The sequence below is a fragment of the Bacteroides stercoris ATCC 43183 genome (genome assembly GCF_025147325.1).
Lineage (GTDB): Bacteria > Bacteroidota > Bacteroidia > Bacteroidales > Bacteroidaceae > Bacteroides > Bacteroides stercoris.
Genome location: NZ_CP102262.1, coordinates 2,090,275 through 2,107,551, shown reverse-complemented (window position 1 = coordinate 2,107,551; position 17,277 = coordinate 2,090,275). Strand labels below are relative to the sequence as shown.

The 17,277-nt window shown below is 41.9% G+C and carries 15 protein-coding genes and 1 tRNA gene; 7 read left to right on the top strand and 9 right to left on the bottom strand.

Going from position 1 to position 17,277, the window contains the following annotated elements; translation table 11 throughout:
* Nucleotides 1–53: 53 nt before the first annotated feature.
* The 6 genes from NQ565_RS08500 to NQ565_RS08475 all read right to left on the bottom strand — a co-directional run bounded on the left by NQ565_RS08500 (nucleotide 54) and on the right by NQ565_RS08475 (nucleotide 6,593).
* Nucleotides 54–1,325: a sialidase family protein gene (locus NQ565_RS08500; protein ID WP_225982405.1), complete on the bottom strand. Its 1,272-nt coding sequence runs from the start codon at nucleotides 1,323–1,325 to the stop codon at nucleotides 54–56.
* Nucleotides 1,326–1,356: 31 nt separating this feature from the next.
* Nucleotides 1,357–2,514 carry a sialidase family protein gene (locus tag NQ565_RS08495; RefSeq protein WP_231292984.1) on the bottom strand — a complete coding sequence of 386 codons (1,158 nt, stop codon included), beginning with the start codon at nucleotides 2,512–2,514 and terminating at the stop codon, nucleotides 1,357–1,359.
* Between the two features lie 38 nt (nucleotides 2,515–2,552).
* Nucleotides 2,553–3,728: an AGE family epimerase/isomerase gene (locus NQ565_RS08490; RefSeq protein ID WP_005655024.1), complete on the bottom strand. Its 1,176-nt coding sequence runs from the start codon at nucleotides 3,726–3,728 to the stop codon at nucleotides 2,553–2,555.
* Nucleotides 3,729–3,741: 13 nt separating this feature from the next.
* Nucleotides 3,742–4,659 carry a dihydrodipicolinate synthase family protein gene (locus NQ565_RS08485; protein ID WP_005655021.1) on the bottom strand — a complete coding sequence of 306 codons (918 nt, stop codon included), beginning with the start codon at nucleotides 4,657–4,659 and terminating at the stop codon, nucleotides 3,742–3,744.
* 33 nt (nucleotides 4,660–4,692) lie between these two features.
* Nucleotides 4,693–5,928 (bottom strand): MFS transporter, encoded by a 1,236-nt coding sequence (locus NQ565_RS08480; protein WP_005655020.1) that lies wholly within the window; start codon nucleotides 5,926–5,928, stop codon nucleotides 4,693–4,695.
* A 218-nt stretch (nucleotides 5,929–6,146) separates the two neighbouring features.
* Nucleotides 6,147–6,593 (bottom strand): YhcH/YjgK/YiaL family protein, encoded by a 447-nt coding sequence (locus tag NQ565_RS08475; RefSeq protein WP_005655018.1) that lies wholly within the window; start codon nucleotides 6,591–6,593, stop codon nucleotides 6,147–6,149.
* Between the two features lie 148 nt (nucleotides 6,594–6,741).
* Here NQ565_RS08475 and NQ565_RS08470 point away from each other — a divergent pair, with 148 nt between their 5' ends.
* Nucleotides 6,742–7,950 (top strand): ROK family transcriptional regulator, encoded by a 1,209-nt coding sequence (locus tag NQ565_RS08470; RefSeq protein ID WP_074713630.1) that lies wholly within the window; start codon nucleotides 6,742–6,744, stop codon nucleotides 7,948–7,950.
* A gap of 142 nt (nucleotides 7,951–8,092) precedes the next feature.
* On the opposite strand, the gene NQ565_RS08465 is transcribed toward NQ565_RS08470, so the two are convergent.
* From NQ565_RS08465 to NQ565_RS08455, 3 genes are read right to left on the bottom strand one after another with little or no spacing between them, the layout of a single operon-like run.
* A complete protein-coding gene (locus tag NQ565_RS08465; protein WP_005655014.1) occupies nucleotides 8,093–8,434 on the bottom strand; it encodes a UpxY family transcription antiterminator in 342 nt (113 codons plus the stop codon).
* Nucleotides 8,431–9,540, bottom strand: coding sequence for a Wzz/FepE/Etk N-terminal domain-containing protein (locus NQ565_RS08460; protein ID WP_005655013.1), 1,110 nt, complete (start codon nucleotides 9,538–9,540; stop codon nucleotides 8,431–8,433). Before NQ565_RS08460 ends, NQ565_RS08465 begins: the two co-directional genes overlap by 4 nt.
* A gap of 8 nt (nucleotides 9,541–9,548) precedes the next feature.
* On the bottom strand, nucleotides 9,549–12,068 hold the full coding sequence (locus NQ565_RS08455) for an SLBB domain-containing protein (protein ID WP_005655012.1): 2,520 nt from the start codon (nucleotides 12,066–12,068) through the stop codon (nucleotides 9,549–9,551).
* 356 nt (nucleotides 12,069–12,424) lie between these two features.
* Between NQ565_RS08455 and NQ565_RS08450 the strand changes: the two genes are divergently transcribed.
* The 6 genes from NQ565_RS08450 (at nucleotide 12,425) to NQ565_RS08425 (ending at nucleotide 17,269) form a co-directional block, all read left to right on the top strand.
* Nucleotides 12,425–12,497 (top strand) — tRNA-Thr (locus tag NQ565_RS08450).
* A gap of 380 nt (nucleotides 12,498–12,877) precedes the next feature.
* Nucleotides 12,878–13,111, top strand: a complete 234-nt coding sequence (locus tag NQ565_RS08445; RefSeq protein WP_005655010.1) for a hypothetical protein — start codon at nucleotides 12,878–12,880, stop codon at nucleotides 13,109–13,111.
* Nucleotides 13,112–13,179: 68 nt separating this feature from the next.
* Nucleotides 13,180–13,683, top strand: coding sequence for a hypothetical protein (locus tag NQ565_RS08440; protein ID WP_005655009.1), 504 nt, complete (start codon nucleotides 13,180–13,182; stop codon nucleotides 13,681–13,683).
* Nucleotides 13,684–13,975: 292 nt separating this feature from the next.
* Nucleotides 13,976–15,013 carry an endolytic transglycosylase MltG gene (mltG, locus tag NQ565_RS08435; protein WP_040315813.1) on the top strand — a complete coding sequence of 346 codons (1,038 nt, stop codon included), beginning with the start codon at nucleotides 13,976–13,978 and terminating at the stop codon, nucleotides 15,011–15,013.
* A gap of 77 nt (nucleotides 15,014–15,090) precedes the next feature.
* Complete coding sequence (locus NQ565_RS08430) at nucleotides 15,091–16,683, top strand: thiamine pyrophosphate-dependent enzyme (protein WP_005655006.1); 1,593 nt, start codon at nucleotides 15,091–15,093, stop codon at nucleotides 16,681–16,683.
* 4 nt (nucleotides 16,684–16,687) lie between these two features.
* The gene (locus NQ565_RS08425) at nucleotides 16,688–17,269 is read left to right on the top strand and encodes an indolepyruvate oxidoreductase subunit beta (protein WP_005655005.1); all 582 of its coding nucleotides are present in this window, start codon (nucleotides 16,688–16,690) and stop codon (nucleotides 17,267–17,269) included.
* The last annotated feature ends 8 nt before the right edge of the window (nucleotides 17,270–17,277 follow it).

Genomic DNA, 17,277 nt, shown 5'->3' with positions numbered 1-17,277 from the left:
ACATTATCTTTGCGCATCTGTTTGAAATATTTAGTTTCACACCGAAAAACAGGTTATTTAGAAGATAATATAAACAATTGCAATCTTATCCATCCTTCCGGTCTAGTTGAGGCTTTTGTAAATCCGGGCAAGTCACCAAGTTCTGCAATAATAACCAAATCACCATCTGGCAATAATGCCATACAAGTATATCCCGCTGCTTTATCATAAAGTACCATATGATCTGCAGCATTAAATGTATGTGAATGTCCATCAAAGAATTTTGCTTTAGCAAGATATAGTATACCACGGTCATCATGCGAGCTTGTTTCAGAGATTCCTTTCGCTCCGCAATAGTACAACCAATTATCTTTCACTATAACACTTCCTGCACAACCTTTTTCCGGAGTTGGCAACTGTGATGCCGGATAATCCGAAACTCCTGGCCACTTAGCGCCACCATCTGTACTGTAATAGTTTTGCCTATATCCCTTATATCGGATATTACCAATCAATGCGCCGTCAGGAGCCTCAGTAACCGTCCATTCACCCGATTTATTAGGTTGACCCGTTTGCCAGGTAACACCATGATCGTCTGAATACATAGCGGTATTTCCACCATTGGAAACGGTTCCCTTATCCGCATCAACCTTAAATGAACGCATAGGAACAATCAAACGGTCCTTATACATTTCATTGGTCATTTGTACACCGGAACCAGGACCAAAACTACCAATCATTCTTGTAAAACCACTATATATGCCGATATGAACTTCATCCGTGAGATCTTTCCTTGTCCAGGTTATACCATCATCTTCAGAGATATACATGATTGCTCTGTTGTTATAACCTTGTTGGGCAGAAGGTTTACCAACTGCATCCCATAAAGAGGTGAAAAGGAAAATTTTTCCGGTAGTCTGATCAACCACAACTGTCGGATCCATATAAGAGAGTTTTGAAGAAGTAACTTGTTCTGTTATGTTCTTTTCTGTCCAGGTAGCTCCCTTATCCGTACTACGCTTCATGAGAATATCCGTACGCCCTGATTTATCCATCCAAGTACCATAACGAGTTTCACAAAAAACGAGTATAGTACCAGCTTTTGTAACTGCAACAGCAGGCACACGATAAGAAACGTCCGTACTTACTTTAGAATTAAAAACAGTAGTTGTTGAAGTTACTTTCCATACCGGATCTGGATCAAGAGTCGGGTCATCCGGGTCAGGTGTCGGATCGGGTGTCGGTTCTTCCGGCTCCACCTCATCAGGATAGGGAACTGGTGAAAAATCATTGACACTATCATCTGAACAAGCTGTAAAAACAAGCAAGCTCATAACGATACTCATAGTACAAAAAAAGTTTTTCATAAATATAAAATTAAAGATTAATAATAGGAAGTATAAGTAAGTCCAATCTCATCCAACCAGCCGGACGCTTAAGAGGTTTGATACCAGGCAATGATTTACGGGTAAACCCCGGAGTATCTGCCGTTTCAAATATAATCGCCATCCTGCCATCAGGCAAGAAAGACATACAACTGTAACCTGAAGCTTTATCATATAATTGAATTCCATTGTTCCATGTCTTTCCACCATCACTACTTTTATACAAAGCGAGCCCTACACGTTCATCATATTCCGGTGTTTCAGCTTTTCCTCTGATTCCAGAAAAATAGAGTTCTCTTCCTTTTCCCAAAACACCAGCCTGACATCCTTTAGAGACTCCCGGTAAGGTCGGTTCTTTTATCGCTTTACTCCAAGTAGTTCCACCATCAACACTATATGCCACCATACGCGCTCCCGGTATACGAGCGTTATAGACTAATGTTCCGGCAGGGGATTCGGCTATCTGAAATTCATCACCGGTATCGCCCTTACCACCCATTGCCCATGTCTGGCCATGATTATCAGAATATATTGCTACGTTATGAGCACTTTTTCTTTTGAAATCAACTACACGGGTCGGTAAAATCAATCGTTCCTTAAACCGTTCTCCAGACATCTGTAATCCTGCTCCCGGACCAAAACCAACAATATGATAGCCCGCCGGAATAATCGCAGATGTAACATCTACAGGTAAAGACCAAGTTTTGCCATTATCACCCGAAGTAATAAGAATAGCACGATTCTTTGCTCCGGAATGATCTTCCGCTGGCCAAAAAGTAGTAAATAAAAAAATGCGTCCAGTAATTGAATCAAGAATCGGAGTAGGATCCATATAAGCACCGGTAGTACCTTGTGTCAAATCTTGCATAATGGACCATGTTTTCCCTATATCCTCACTTCGCTTCACTACAATATCAGTACGACTTTTATCTCGCCAACTATCCCTACGTGCCTCACAAAAAACAAGCAATGTACCATCTTTGGCTGTTAATAATGAGGGAATACGATAACTGTTCACATTATCATCCCCAGCAGTAAAGACAGTACACTTCTTCAGTCCGGAAGACTTTGATTGTTCTGTTGTTTGCGCTTCTCCTTTAATAAAGAAAGGAAAAGATAAAAAAAACGCTATGAATAGACTTTTCAACATGTACACATAATATTTATAAATGAAGATAAAAACATCACTTACAGCAGCTCCTGGCACAGCATATAACTACGAATCATCATGCGAGGTATATGGAAAGGGCCCTTAAACAAATTACCTTTAGCAGGTTGTGCCACTGTACCGTCACGGTGCAGATACCCATACCACTCACCATATTCCTTATCAGGGAAATGAGCGTATGTCCAATCACTTATCTGTTTATGCATGGCAAGGTATTTTTCATCGTGAGTTGCCTGATAAGCATAAAGAGTGGCGATAATAGCCTCGGTCTGCGGCCACCAGAATTTCATATCCTGAGAATAATCCTGTGCGGGGAAATTGCGGCAGTCCCGGAAGTTTATTATACCGCCATGTTCTTCATCCCAACCCCATTCCCAAGACCAGTCAAGAATCTGAAGAGCCATTTGCACCAAATCTTTATCCCAGTTACGATAGCGGGCTTCTTCTAAAATAAACCAGGAAGTCTCAATACAATGTCCCGGATTAATGACACGCCCGTTACAAGTATCAATGAACTCTCCATCTTTTCCCACCATTTCAAGCAATGCCTTAAATTCGGGATGAATAAAGTACTTTCGGATAGCCGCAAGCGATTCATCAATTTGTGTGTCAAGTGTCGGATCGGAAATAGCAGCACGAACACGAGAGGCTGTATTGATAAGAATCATCGTAATAGAATGTCCGCGAGCCTGTAGTGTAGGCAGATACTTGGGTTCCAAAAAACCGGGGGTGGAAAGAAACCTTTGTATACGTTTGAAAAGCGCTAAAGCCTTTTCAGCATAAGTTTTATCTCCTGATGCAATAGCGTATTCTGACATGGCAATGACAGCAAAACACTCAGAAAACACATAGCGACGTTTACGCAAAGGAGTACCGTTTTCAGTAACTTCAAAGTACATATGTCCGTCTGCATCAAAACAATATTTTTCTATAAAATCGATACAACTCTTAGATGCCGCAAGCCATTCCGATTTCTGTTCAATGTTATTATAAGCATAAGCTGCAATAAATCCAAAACGTCCCTGAAACCATACTGATTTCGTTGTATCCATCAAACGGCCATCACGATCAATGCAAGTATATACCCCACCATGCTTACGGTCAAGACCATAGTGCATCCAAAAAGGCATAATATTCTCGGTGAAATCATAGCGATAGGATGCAGACCATGAGGTTAAATAATCCGTTACATTCATAGTTTATCAGATTTTAGAATTTATTGCAACGTTCAAAGAAATGAATAGCTTCAAGCTCTGCTTTCATTTGGTACTCTTCTTCATCGGTCATATTTTGGAATGGAGTGCGATTCTTACCCAAGTCAAGGCCAATAAGTTTCATTATACGTTTACCGCCCACTATATTTCCACGAAAATGACAAATAACATTAATCACCTCTTGTGAGAAATTTTGACGTTCACGCGCCAATTCAAGGTCACCGGCCTTCCAAGCATCAATGATACCTACCAGTTCTTTTCCATTATAGTTGGTAGTACCGCCAATACCACCTTGTGCACCTCCCATAGCCAAACAAGGAAGTATCGTTTCATCCTGACCATGAAGCATATCGTACTTTCCATTCTTATAAAGACGGCACTGATTGTACTCATACATACTCTCGAAAGTATATTTAATACCGGCAAAATTAGGTACACGTCCATCAACCGCTTCCAGTAGCTTAACCATAGGCAGGAAAGCACCGTTGAAGGCAGGAATATGATAATAATAGAAAGGTAGTTCGGGAGCACCTGCTGCAATCTCTTCAATATACTTTACCAATTCTTCCACTCGGCCAATTTTAGGGAACGGTGGGGCCATCGCTCCAATAGCTGTAGCTCCAATCTTCTGTGCATGTTCCGCCAACATACGGCTTGCTTTAACACAGCAACTTCCCACATGAACAATTACCTTAAATCCGGCAGGCGCTACAGATACCCAGCGTTCGGCAAGTTTCATACGTTCTTCTTCAGTCAACATATATCCCTCGCCGGAAGAACCGTTAATGAATACTCCTTGAAGACCATTCTTCTGCAACATCTTTGCATAGATTTCAATAGGTTCATAGTTTACTTCTCCATTTTCATAAAACGGAGTAAAAGGCGCATCAATCAAACCAATAATCTTTTCCATACTTTTTATTTTTTAACTTCGTTAATCTTATTGTTATTCCATATTATCTGTCTTAGGATGAAGGAAGTAAAGTTGTAAAGCCAAAGCTACCAACACTATAACACTGAGCATAGCAAATCCTTGTCCCAAGTTTCCACCATCTGTCCATCTTCCCAATAATTCGGTAACAGCAGCCCCAGCAAATACACCTGTCATATTCATAATACCATAGGCGGTACCACGATATTTTGCCGAAACGAACTGACAAAGAATAGGCATATTATTAGCATCGAAAACACCAAAACCAATACCGAAAAGCAGTCCGGCACCAATAATAGCTACAAAGCTGTGTCCAAACCCCAACAGCATTAATGCAGGAATCGTCAATCCCAATCCGATGGCTCCTGTATAAACACGTCCTCTGATATTCTTTTGCACCCATCGGTCAGATAAAATACCTCCTACAATAACCCCGATAAACGAAGAAAAAGCAATTGTAATAGTAGAAATCGGACCGGCTTCAGACATAGGAATATTCAAACTTTCGGAAAATAATGTCGGTAACCAGTTTTTAGTTGCCCAACCGGGAAGGCTCGGAGCTGCAAAATAGAAAAGAATAATCCAAAAAGCACATGTAGAGAAAAGTACACTAAGCCCGCTAAATAAAGACGGTTTCTTTTCTCCCAACGCTATTGGTCTCTCTTTTACCAAAGTATGGGCAGGATTCTCCCGCAAAGTAACAACCAAAATCAAGGAATAAATAATACCTATTACACCAAACCAATGAAATGTGGAATGCCAAGAGAAGATAGCTGCCACCGTAGCACCGAATCCACCAATAGCTTGCCCTACATAAAGTCCGGTCATATGCACCCCAATAGCCAATGAACGGGATTTACCTTGATGCCAATCAGCAATAAGAGATAAAGCAGAAGGTATATAAAGCGCTTCACTGATTCCCATCACAGCACGAAGCCAATACAGTTCATGAAAATCATCTGCATACCCCATCAAATATGTAACAGCAGACCAAACAAACAAACTTCCGACAACCAACCACTTACGACTAAAACGGTCAGCAATCATACCGGCAACAGGACTCATAAAACCGTAAATCCATAAAAAGATAGCCATTAGAGCTCCAAAGGCTTCTGCTTTATTCAATTCTACAATATCAACCTTCATTGCCTCTTGCATAGTAGAAAGCATTTGGCGATCCATGTAATTGAGTAGAGCAACCACCCATAATAAAGCAACTACTACCCAAGGATACAGATTTTTGTTTTTCATAATCTTTAGTTAAAACTATATTATTTAATTTTGATGCAAATATATCAATCATTTTATTATATGCAAAATATTTAATAATTTATTTTATTAAATACAGGGTAATAATTAAAAATATACGAATAATAAGTGAATACAAATAAAAAATGGCGTAAGAAGAATAGACTATGCATCTAACTTACGCCATGCCTTTCACCTCACCAACCTAATACCAACTATTTTCAAATCTTTACCTTAGCGATTAACTTACGGATTTTTCCCTGACCAATTATGGGTGCATGAGGATCCTCTGGATATACAATCATAAACTGACCAGGATACAAATCAATCCATGTAGTTGCACTATCCGAAAACAAGGCACAGTCTCCCTCTTTTTCATAAGGTTTAACTTCCAGATTTACATCTTCAAAAGCCTTCCATCCAATCCTCTCTATACCTTGCAAAAGAATATGTACATCAATATAAGTACGATGAACCTCCAACACTTGTTTATCTTGTTCAACACATTCAGGATTGATATTCATAATAAATAAATTATCACCGTCAATATCAATACGTCCTAATTCCGCATGAAGTAAATCATGACTTTTTACATAATCAAAAAGAGTTTTAAACAAAGGATGAAGCACCTCTATCCTACTGCTATTCTGCAAATTTGATACAATCATTTTTTCTATTTTTTAGTTCTATATAAAAATTCCGAAGCAAATATAGAAATTAATTTAATATAAAAGGCATATATAATAAATTATTTTATTATATATAAAATATAAAACTAAATTTATTATCTTTGTAGAAAATCAATCAACAGAAAATATGAGACAGCAACTTTTAAAAGAAATAGAGTTAGGAAGCAAAAGTGCTCTCGTAAAAAAGAGAATTATTACACATTATATATATAATGGGAGTTCTACCATTACTGATCTATCCAAAGAGCTAGATCTAAGTATACCTACTGTTACCAAATTTATCAGTGAGATGTGCGAAGATGGCTATATCAATGATTACGGTAAATTAGAAACCAGTGGTGGGCGACACCCAAGTTTATATGGTCTTAATCCGGAATCCGGATATTTTATCGGTGTAGACATCAAAAAGTTTGCTGTCAACATCGGTTTAATTAATTTCAAAGGTGATATGATGGAACTAAAGATGAATATCCCCTACAAATTTGAAAATACGCCGGAAGCTATGGAAGAGCTATGCACACTTATCAGTTCTTTTATAAAGAAAACGAAAGTCAATACAGAGAAGATATTAAATATCAATATCAACATATCCGGACGAGTTAATCCTGAATCAGGATATAGTTTCAGCCTGTTCAACTTCTCTGAGTGTCCGCTGGCAGAAGTTTTAACTGAAAAAATAGGATACCAGGTTTGTATTGATAACGACACCCGCGCCATGACTTATGGTGAATATTTACAAGGTTGCGTGAAAGGAGAAAAAAACATTATATTCGTTAATGTTAGTTGGGGACTTGGAATCGGAATTATCATAGATGGCAAAATATACACCGGCAAATCAGGTTTTTCCGGAGAATTTGGACATATCAATGTATTTGACAATGAAATACTGTGTCACTGTGGCAAAAAAGGATGTCTGGAAACAGAAGCATCCGGCTCTGCGATATATAGAATTTTGCAAGAACGTATCAAAAATGGTGAGTGCTCCATATTGTCTAATCGGACAAACAGCCAAGAGCTTCCTCTTACATTGGACGAAATAATCTCTGCCGTAAACAAAGAAGATTTGCTATGCATTGAAATCGTAGAGGAAATCGGGCAGAAATTAGGTAAACAAATTGCTGGATTAATTAATATATTTAATCCCGAATTAGTTATTATTGGCGGGACATTATCATTAACTGACGACTATATAGCCCAACCTATTAAGACAGCAATAAGAAAATATTCACTAAACCTCGTAAACCAAGATTCAGCCATCACAGTTTCAAAATTAAAAGATAAGGCAGGAGTTGTAGGTGCTTGCATGCTGGCACGAAGCCGAATGTTCGAATATTAAAATCATTAATATAACCTTCTATCTTTCATTGGTATAAAAACAGAAGGTTATACTTTGGGATGTTCAGCAGACAATATAAAATCAAGCAACTAATTTTAGATGTTTAATAAATATCTGTATCTTTTTTTTCAAATTTTTCTCCTCAAAAAATAAAATTATAATTTTGCAGCAAGTGTACAAATTTTGCTGATAGTTCAGTCTTATCGGCACAAATAGATAGATTTTTTCCCTCTGTATCTACCAAAAGAGCAACACTCCGTGAAGCAACAAACGACTCCACACCCGCCGCTTCTTCTACAAAAACACAGCCGGGGAACAGAGGTGCAAACACTTCTTTGGTCTGTCCTTTCCACTTCTTGAATACGATTTGCATAGGACAAAATGCCATATATCCTGCTGCATGCAGGCGCTGCACTAATTTACGTTCCGACTTTGCCGCCGTATACAGAACACACCAACGACTCATATCATTATTAGCCATCATATTGCTTTGTTTGCTTTTCTCCAATCTTTAAATAAATCCTTCACAAATAATATCCAGCCAACACATCCCACTCCTGCCAAGAATACAAAACCTATAAGAATCATAATCTTATTAGGCTTGGCGGCACGCAAAGGAACCGTAGCCGGTTGCACAACCGTATATACCGGAGTAATCTCCTGCACTTTGGCTCTTGCCATCTGCAATTGTCCGGAAACCTGGGTATAAACAGTATAAGCCAGCTCAACTTCGTTTTTTAAACGTTCCTGCTCGGCACGATAGCTTAACAGAACCACATTCTGGTTGGCATCTGCAAAAGTAGCATATTTTTTCTGAGCTTTCTCATAATCCGCCTTTGCTTCTTTATATAACTTTTCTGTAAAAGCTAAATCATGACGGGCTTTATTGGTACGGTAATTTGTGATATAATTCTGCAAACAATGCATCACGGTATCAGTTAACGAAGCCGAAATCAAAGGGTCCTGCATAGTAACCTCCAAAGTTGTAACCCCTGTTTTTTTATCAATCGTAACCAAGATACGCTTACTCAAAGCATCCGCTACCTTCGCCTCATCCAATGTCAGGTGGAACGGATCGATTTTTCCTTCTTTCTTCTCCGGTTTATCCTTGAATAAAGACAAGGTCCAACCCAAAGCCTTGAATGGCGCAGACATTACAGCACCCATCCATGACGAACGCTGGTATTTATCCAGATAAGCATATAAGGTCGTATCTATTTTGCCTTTCTGGTCTTTGACCCTTACATCAAACAACTCCAACAGAAAAGGGGTTGACTTAACGATATCGGGATACAGCTCGGGCGACAGGGCATCTTCTCCGACAGAACCGCCTAAGTTGATGCCAGCCATAGCAGCCAATGCCCCCATACTCCCGGCATTCACTTTACTTGCACTTTCGGGAGCCAATGTCACTTCCGTAGAATACTCTTTAGGAATGCTGAATCCTACAATCAAGCCAATCACTGCCGCAATACCGCATACCTTATAAAGCATTTTACGATCGGCCCACACTTTCTGAGCCAACTCAATCAAATCGATTTCCTGTTCCTCCGGTTTTTGCGGAGCCTTTTGTATTTTACTTTCGTCCATTGTCCTTATCACTTAAAGAGATTAACCAAAGTAGCAATCATTGTGCCTAAAGTGGCAATAGAAGTACCCATACCTACCATTTCGGCCACGCTCATACGCTTACTTGGATCCTTAGTCGGGATGATAATCTCACACCCGGGCTCGATTGCCGTCTTACTACCGGAGCGTATGCGGGATACAGTACCATTCATATAAACCACAAAAGCACTGCGCTTCTTGGCATTCGAAGCATATCCGCCCGCCTGATTGATGTAGTAACGGCTGTTCTCTCCCTCTTTGTACAGTACGGTATTAGGATACATCACGGCACCGTTGATTTTCACTGTGCTTACATATTCAGGAATAAACAATACATCCCCCTCGCGCAACACCATATCATAATCAGAACCCGGATTTTTCAAAGCCTCATCCAGATGAATGCCTACCGTATATACATATAAAGTAGTTGAATCTGCACCGACCTTTATAGCCATGCGGGTGGCATCTTCCTTTCTGCGAAGCTCTTCCTCCGACATTTTACGGATAAGACGGGCTCCTCTTACATAAGCATCGGATGTAACACCACCGGCTTTAGCGACCAGGTCGCTCAAACGTTCATTCTTCTTGGACAACGCGTAAGTACCGGTAAACAATGCCTCTCCTATTATCCCCACATTTTTCTGCTTGCGATAAGCAGGGCTTTTACGGACATACACTTCATCAAAAGGCTCCAAATAGAAATTTTCGCTCCCCGCTCCTATCAGCAAGCCGTCTTTCAGGTCAAAGGTAAATGTCTGGCCTACAATATTACTGTCGTCCGTGCTTTTGGGAGATTTAATACGGCGCGATACATCTATTTTCGTTGTAGAAGCCGCTTCAAGCAAGCCACCCGATTCCAAAACCAAATCCTCGATGGTCATCTTGTCGGCATAAAGATAAGTACCCGGATCTGCAACCTCACCATGGATAGTCACTGTAGGCTCTTCTTTCAGATCCTGAATGCTGGGAATATAAAGTATATCATTCTTTTGCAAAGGAATGTCCGCAACCACACCTTTCAACAAGCCTTTCAAATCTATGGAAATAACCTCGCGCGTCAAATCCTCATGTTCACGATTGATTACGGCACGATTTAGGAAAGCATCTCCACGTACACCTTCCGCTTTCTTTATCAACTGTTTTACGGTATTCACCTCTCCGCTCAGCTGATACAAGCCCTCACGGTAAACAGCACCGCGAATCTCTACACGATTCTCGAAACGGTTGAGAACGGAATCCACCGTAAGCATATCACCGTCTTCCAGGCGGAATACCGAATAATCCATTTCGTCCACATTGAAAATCTGATGCTCGCGTCCGCTCTTGCGTACAAGACGGATGGCTTTTTTATATGCATCGCCCGTAAAGCCGCCGGCATATCTCAGCAACGTACCGATTGTTTCCGTAGGCTTCATTTCATAATACATAGGACGCTTTACCTTACCCAATATCTGCACCAGGGTCTGATAAGGATTGACAAGAATCACATCACCGTCCTGAAGACGGATATCATCCTTCAGCCGACCTTCCATGATAAAATCGTAGATGTCCAAATCTGCAACCGTCTTTCCGTCGCGTATAACTTTTATGCTTCGAAGACTACCGATTTTATTTACTCCACCAGCCCAATACAAGGCATGGAAAACTGATGCGAATGAAGAGAGGGTGTAAGTACCCGGTACGACAACTTCACCCATAACATTCACCTGAATGGAACGGATTTCGCCTAACGTCAAATTTATTTGCGTATTGGGAGTTTCTCCCGTAACCCCGGCATATATCTTGGCAAATTCGCGTTTCAAATAATCATTGGCTTCCTCTACGGTCTTTCCACTCAGATAAACCGGTCCTAACTTTTCGATTTGCACAGTACCCTCAGGCGAGATTTTTTCGCGAATCGTAGTCTGGGAAGCTCCCCAAACATCAATAATAACTTCATCGCCCGCCCCCAAACGATAATTGTCGGGTGTTGCCACATTTATATTGGGTTCAAAAGTCAGATATTCGTTATCGAAAATATTATGTCCGAAAATCTGTTGTGTAAAAGCGTCTTCCGCGCTTTTAGGACCATTATAACCATAACCCGGCTGTCCATTGTTATTCACCCCCGTTCCATATCCATTGCGTTGCTGGGCCGATTTCGCCCGCAGCCCTTTAATACTTTGCTTTTGGGAACCGAGATTATCCAAGCCGGATTCATCCTGAGAGATATTCTTGTTTTTGTTCTCGTAAGTTTTCTGCGTACGTAAACGGGAGTTCGCTTCTCCCATGAAATTGGCATTTTCCTCAGAGCTTCCGTCCGATTTGCCTGAATATTTAGACTGTATTCTCTGGATTTGTTCTTTTGTGACTCCTTTCTTCATCAATTCAACCAACATCTCCTGTTGTGTCTTCCCCTGACTCTGAGCCTCTTGCACGTACAGAATGACTTGTTCATCCGTCATTTGTTGGGCAAATACCACACTTGATACCGTAAATACCAACAAACACAATAGTATAAATTTACGCATAAGTAAGATCTTTGATTAATCTTTTAGTTATCTAGTAATGTTTTTAATTGGGGACAAAGGTAATACATTATTTTCATAATATACATTTATTTCCTTTTGAAGTTTTGGAAAAAGAATTAATTCCGGGCTTCAATACAACCGGTATTTTGCCACAAACACCACTTATACCAAACAGTATTTTTCCAATCATCCAATAGAGTTAAACGTCTTTACCATACGGTTTTATCCATAATATCTCCGATAAATACACAAATATAGAAAAAATGCCAGACAGAAATATTTCTAAAAAATCAGGCAATTCTTTTTGCAAATTCAAATAAAGATGTACCTTTGCACCTCGTAATCGAAAACCCATTGCCGCTATAGCTCAGTTGGTAGAGCAACGCATTCGTAACGCGTAGGTCGCCAGTTCAAGTCTGGCTAGCGGCTCTCCCCAAAAACGCTGATTGTCAAATAAATAATCAGCGTTTTCTTTTTTTTTTAAAGCCAGCCGTACGAATAAAAAATCCATTTTTCTCATTCCCTTTATTCTCCACACATCATAATAGAACAGATGGCATTTACCTACAAAAGGAGCAGCTAACTGAAACAGATAGCTTTTTATATGCTCACAAACATATTTCAAAGCGGACTTATCTCCTTAATTATCCGACAGTTCAAAAAAAGATCCACTGTGTAGAACGTATCAATAAGCAGGGCATTTTACTCATGCATGATACTCAAAAAAAATTTCGTAATTTGCCAAACACAATATTTATTTCTACATTTGAATTTTAACTAATTACACAATATCACCAAAATGTAAGTATATGAGAAAATTATTATTCGCCATGTTGGCATGTACAATTACACTTGCCTTTGCATCGTGCAGAGAAAAAAAGGCTAAAGACAAGGTTAAAGACCGTGTAGAAAATGTAAAGGAATCTGTTGAGGAAGCCCTCGAAGAGGCGCAGGACCAGATTGAAGAGGGAGCGGATGAGGTAAAGAAGGCTTTGGATAAAGCCGGCGATGAAATTGAAAAAGCCAAAGAAAAACTGGAATAGAAGTTGCCGGAAAACTGTCCAAATATTCACACAGTAAGGAACAGAACTCCATTTAACTTAGAAACATTATGAAAAAGATTAATTTGCTACTGTTTTTTCTCCTGCTTGCATGCGCTTTGCCTGCCCAGGATGGCATTTCCGTCTTTATCGGCAGAGCTAACCGCTACGCATCTGTGGAACTCTCTGATTACAGAAAGCGCCTATGCCTGGAATATAATATTTCAAACCATTCCTTAGACGATTACTACAGACGCTGTGGCAATGACTGGGGAAATGTGGGAATTGCACTTGAGATAGCCAGAACTTCAGGAAAAAAAATGCGTGATGTATGCGACTATTACAAGCGGTATCATCGTTACGGGTGGAACCGTATCCTTGTGGAGATTGGCATAAAGCCGGGAAGTATGTATTATAACCCTTTCTATAACAGAGTCCATCACCACAGTGACTGCTGGCATGAATACTATAATTCATACTGTGAACGCCATGACAAATTCCACCATAAGAAACACAAATACAGAAAGCCGAAAAAACACCACAAGAGACATTGTCGACACTACGATGACGATTAATCGGGATTTGAAATCCAAGTGCTGAAACACCCGAAGAGAATGTGTGTGTGCCAAAACTAAAATCCGCTTACTATTTGTTTCTTTGTTTAGGCACGGATTACGCGGAAAACACGGATTTCACGGAAAAAGAATAAAGAAAATCTGTGAAATCCGTGTTTTCCGTATCTAAAAGAAATCGTCAAGTATATATTGACACATCCCCCTCTTCCTGTCATGAATAAAACAAGGGAAGCATTCTCTTTATTCCCAAATCTTGCTAACTTTGCCCGACTCAAAAACAATCAAGATTATGATGAAAAAAAAGAAAAAAAGAATCCTTTTCGGAGCACTGGCGGTTATTCTTTTCATAGGCATTGCAAGTGCGGGTACAATGTATTACTACCTGTTCACTCCGCAATTTCATCCGCAAAAGACAGTTTATATCTACATCGACCGCGACGATACGACAGACTCCATATACAATAAGATAAAAGCACAAGGAAAGCCCAATAGTTTCAACGGTTTCAAATGGATGTCCCAATGGCGCGATTACTCCGGCAACATCCACACCGGGCGCTATGCGATACGTCCCGGCGAGAACGTTTACCATGTATTCAACCGTTTCTACAGAGGATACCAAGCCCCCATGAACCTGACCATCGGAAGCGTACGCACTTTGGACAGACTGGCGCGTAACGTAGGGAAACAACTGATGATTGATTCCGCCGAAATAGCCGGAGTGATAAATGACTCTCTGCTCCAGCAACGGCTGGGATACAGCAAAGCGACAATAGCCTGCCTTTTCATACCCGAAACCTACCAAGTATATTGGAACATGAGCGTAGAGGATTTCCTCGAACGGATGCAGAAAGAACATCAGAAGTTCTGGAATCGGGAACGGCTCAATAAAGCGAAAGCCATCGGCATGACACAGGAAGAGGTATGCACCCTCGCTTCCATCGTTGAAGAGGAAACAAACAACAACCAGGAAAAGCCCATGATTGCCGGCCTGTACATCAACCGTATCCACGCCGGCATGCCGCTACAAGCCGACCCTACCATCAAGTTTGCCCTGCAAGACTTCAGCCTGCGCCGTATTGCCAATGCACACCTCACCATCGATTCGCCCTACAACACCTACCGCAACCTCGGCCTGCCCCCCGGCCCTATCCGCATTCCCACCCCCATAGGTATAGACGCAGTCCTGAATTACACCAGACACAATTACATTTATATGTGTGCCAAAGAAGATTTTTCAGGAACCCATAATTTTGCAGCCAACTACGCCGAACACATGAAAAATGCCAGAAAGTATTGGAAGGCGTTAAACGAAAGAAAGATTTTCAACTAATATCATAATAAAACAAAAGCAAAAAGCTATATTTGCGATTGTTACTAAAACCATGATTAACACTTAAACACTAAAAAATGAGCAAACAACTCTTACTTGGCGATGAAGCCATTGCACAGGCTGCATTAGACGCCGGCCTATCCGGTGTGTACGCCTACCCGGGTACTCCTTCGACGGAGATTACCGAATATATCCAGACAGCAGCGATTACTGCCGAAAAAGGTATCCACAACCGCTGGTGTTCCAACGAGAAAACTGCCATGGAAGCAGCTTTGGGAATGTCGTTCGCAGGAAAACGTTCACTGGTCTGCATGAAACATGTAGGCATGAATGTGGCTGCCGACTGTTTTATCAACTCCGCCGTGACCGGCGTTAAAGGCGGCATCATTGTCGTTGCAGCCGACGACCCCAGCATGCATTCGTCACAAAACGAACAAGACAGCCGTTTCTACGGTGACTTTGCATTGATTCCGATGTACGAACCGAGTAACCAGCAAGAAGCCTACGACATGGTTTACAACGGATTTGCCTTTTCCGAACAAACCGGCGAACCGCTGCTGATGCGTATGGTCACCCGGCTGGCACATTCCCGTTCCGGCGTAGAACGCAAGGCGCAACAGCCTCAGAACGAGGTATCTTTCAGTGACGACCCGCGCCAGTTCATCCTGCTCCCCGGCAACGCCCGCAAACGCTACAAACTTCTGTTGCAGCATCAGGACGATTTTGTCAAAGCCTCGGAAAACTCACCTTATAACAAGTACATAGACGGTCCCAACAAAAAACTGGGCATCATAGCCTGCGGCATCGGTTATAACTACCTTATGGAGAACTATCCCGAAGGCTGCGAATTTCCGGTATTGAAAATCGGCCAGTACCCGCTTCCCAAGAAACAACTGATGCAGCTTGTAGAAGCCTGCAACGAAATACTCGTACTGGAAGACGGACAACCGTTTGTAGAAAAACAACTGAAAGGTTGCCTCGGCATCGGCGTAAAAGTCAAAGGACGCCTGGACGGCACACTGTCGCAGGACGGAGAATTGAATCCGGACAGCGTAGCACGCGCCGTAGGCAAAGAGAACAAAGCGGAATTCGCTGTTCCCTCACTCGTTGAAATGCGCCCACCAGCCTTGTGCGAAGGTTGCGGACACCGCGATATGTACACCGTGCTGACCGAAGTGCTCCGGGCAGAATACCCCAGCCACAAGGTATTCAGCGACATCGGCTGCTACACCTTAGGAGCCAACGCTCCTTTCAATGCCATTGACTCCTGCGTAGACATGGGAGCTTCCATTACAATGGCAAAAGGCGCCTCGGATGCCGGAGTCCATCCTGCGGTTGCCGTTATCGGCGACTCCACCTTCACCCACTCCGGCATGACAGGCCTGCTGGACTGCGTAAACGAAAACGCCAACGTCACCATCGTCATCTCCGACAACGAAACCACAGCCATGACCGGCGGACAGGATTCAGCCGGAACCGGCCGTCTCGAAGCTATCTGTGCAGGTATCGGCGTAGCGCCCGAACATATCCGCGTAGTAGTTCCATTGAAGAAGAACTACGAGGAAATGAGGCAGATAATCCGCGAAGAAATCGAATACCGCGGAGTATCCGTCATTATTCCCCGCAGAGAATGTATTCAAACTTTAGCACGTAAGAAACGAAACAAGTAAAGCCATGAAAAAAGACATTATACTTTCCGGCGTAGGCGGACAAGGCATCCTCTCTATCGCTACCGTAATCGGGCAGGCAGCCCTTAAAGACGGATTATACATGAAACAGGCCGAAGTACACGGAATGAGCCAGCGAGGCGGAGACGTACAGTCCAACCTCCGCATCAGCAACCGGCCTATCGCTTCCGACCTCATCCCTACAGGCAAATGCGACCTTATCATATCGCTGGAGCCCATGGAAGCGCTGCGCTATCTTCCCTACCTCAGTCCCGAAGGCTGGCTGGTAACGAACGAAGCCCCTTTCATCAATATCCCCCACTATCCTGCCGAAGAAGCTCTCAAAGCCGAACTTGACAAGCTTCCTCACAAGATTGCACTGAACGTAAACGAAGTAGCCAAAGAAGTGGGCTCTCCACGCGTTGCCAACATCGTGTTGCTGGGAGCTACCATTCCGTTCCTCGGCATTGATTATCAGAAGGTACAAGACAGCATCCGCGACATTTTCCAGCGTAAAGGCGAAGCCATTGTAGAGTTGAACCTCAAGGCCTTGGTTGCCGGTAAGGAAATTGCAGAAAACCTGATGTAAATCAAAAT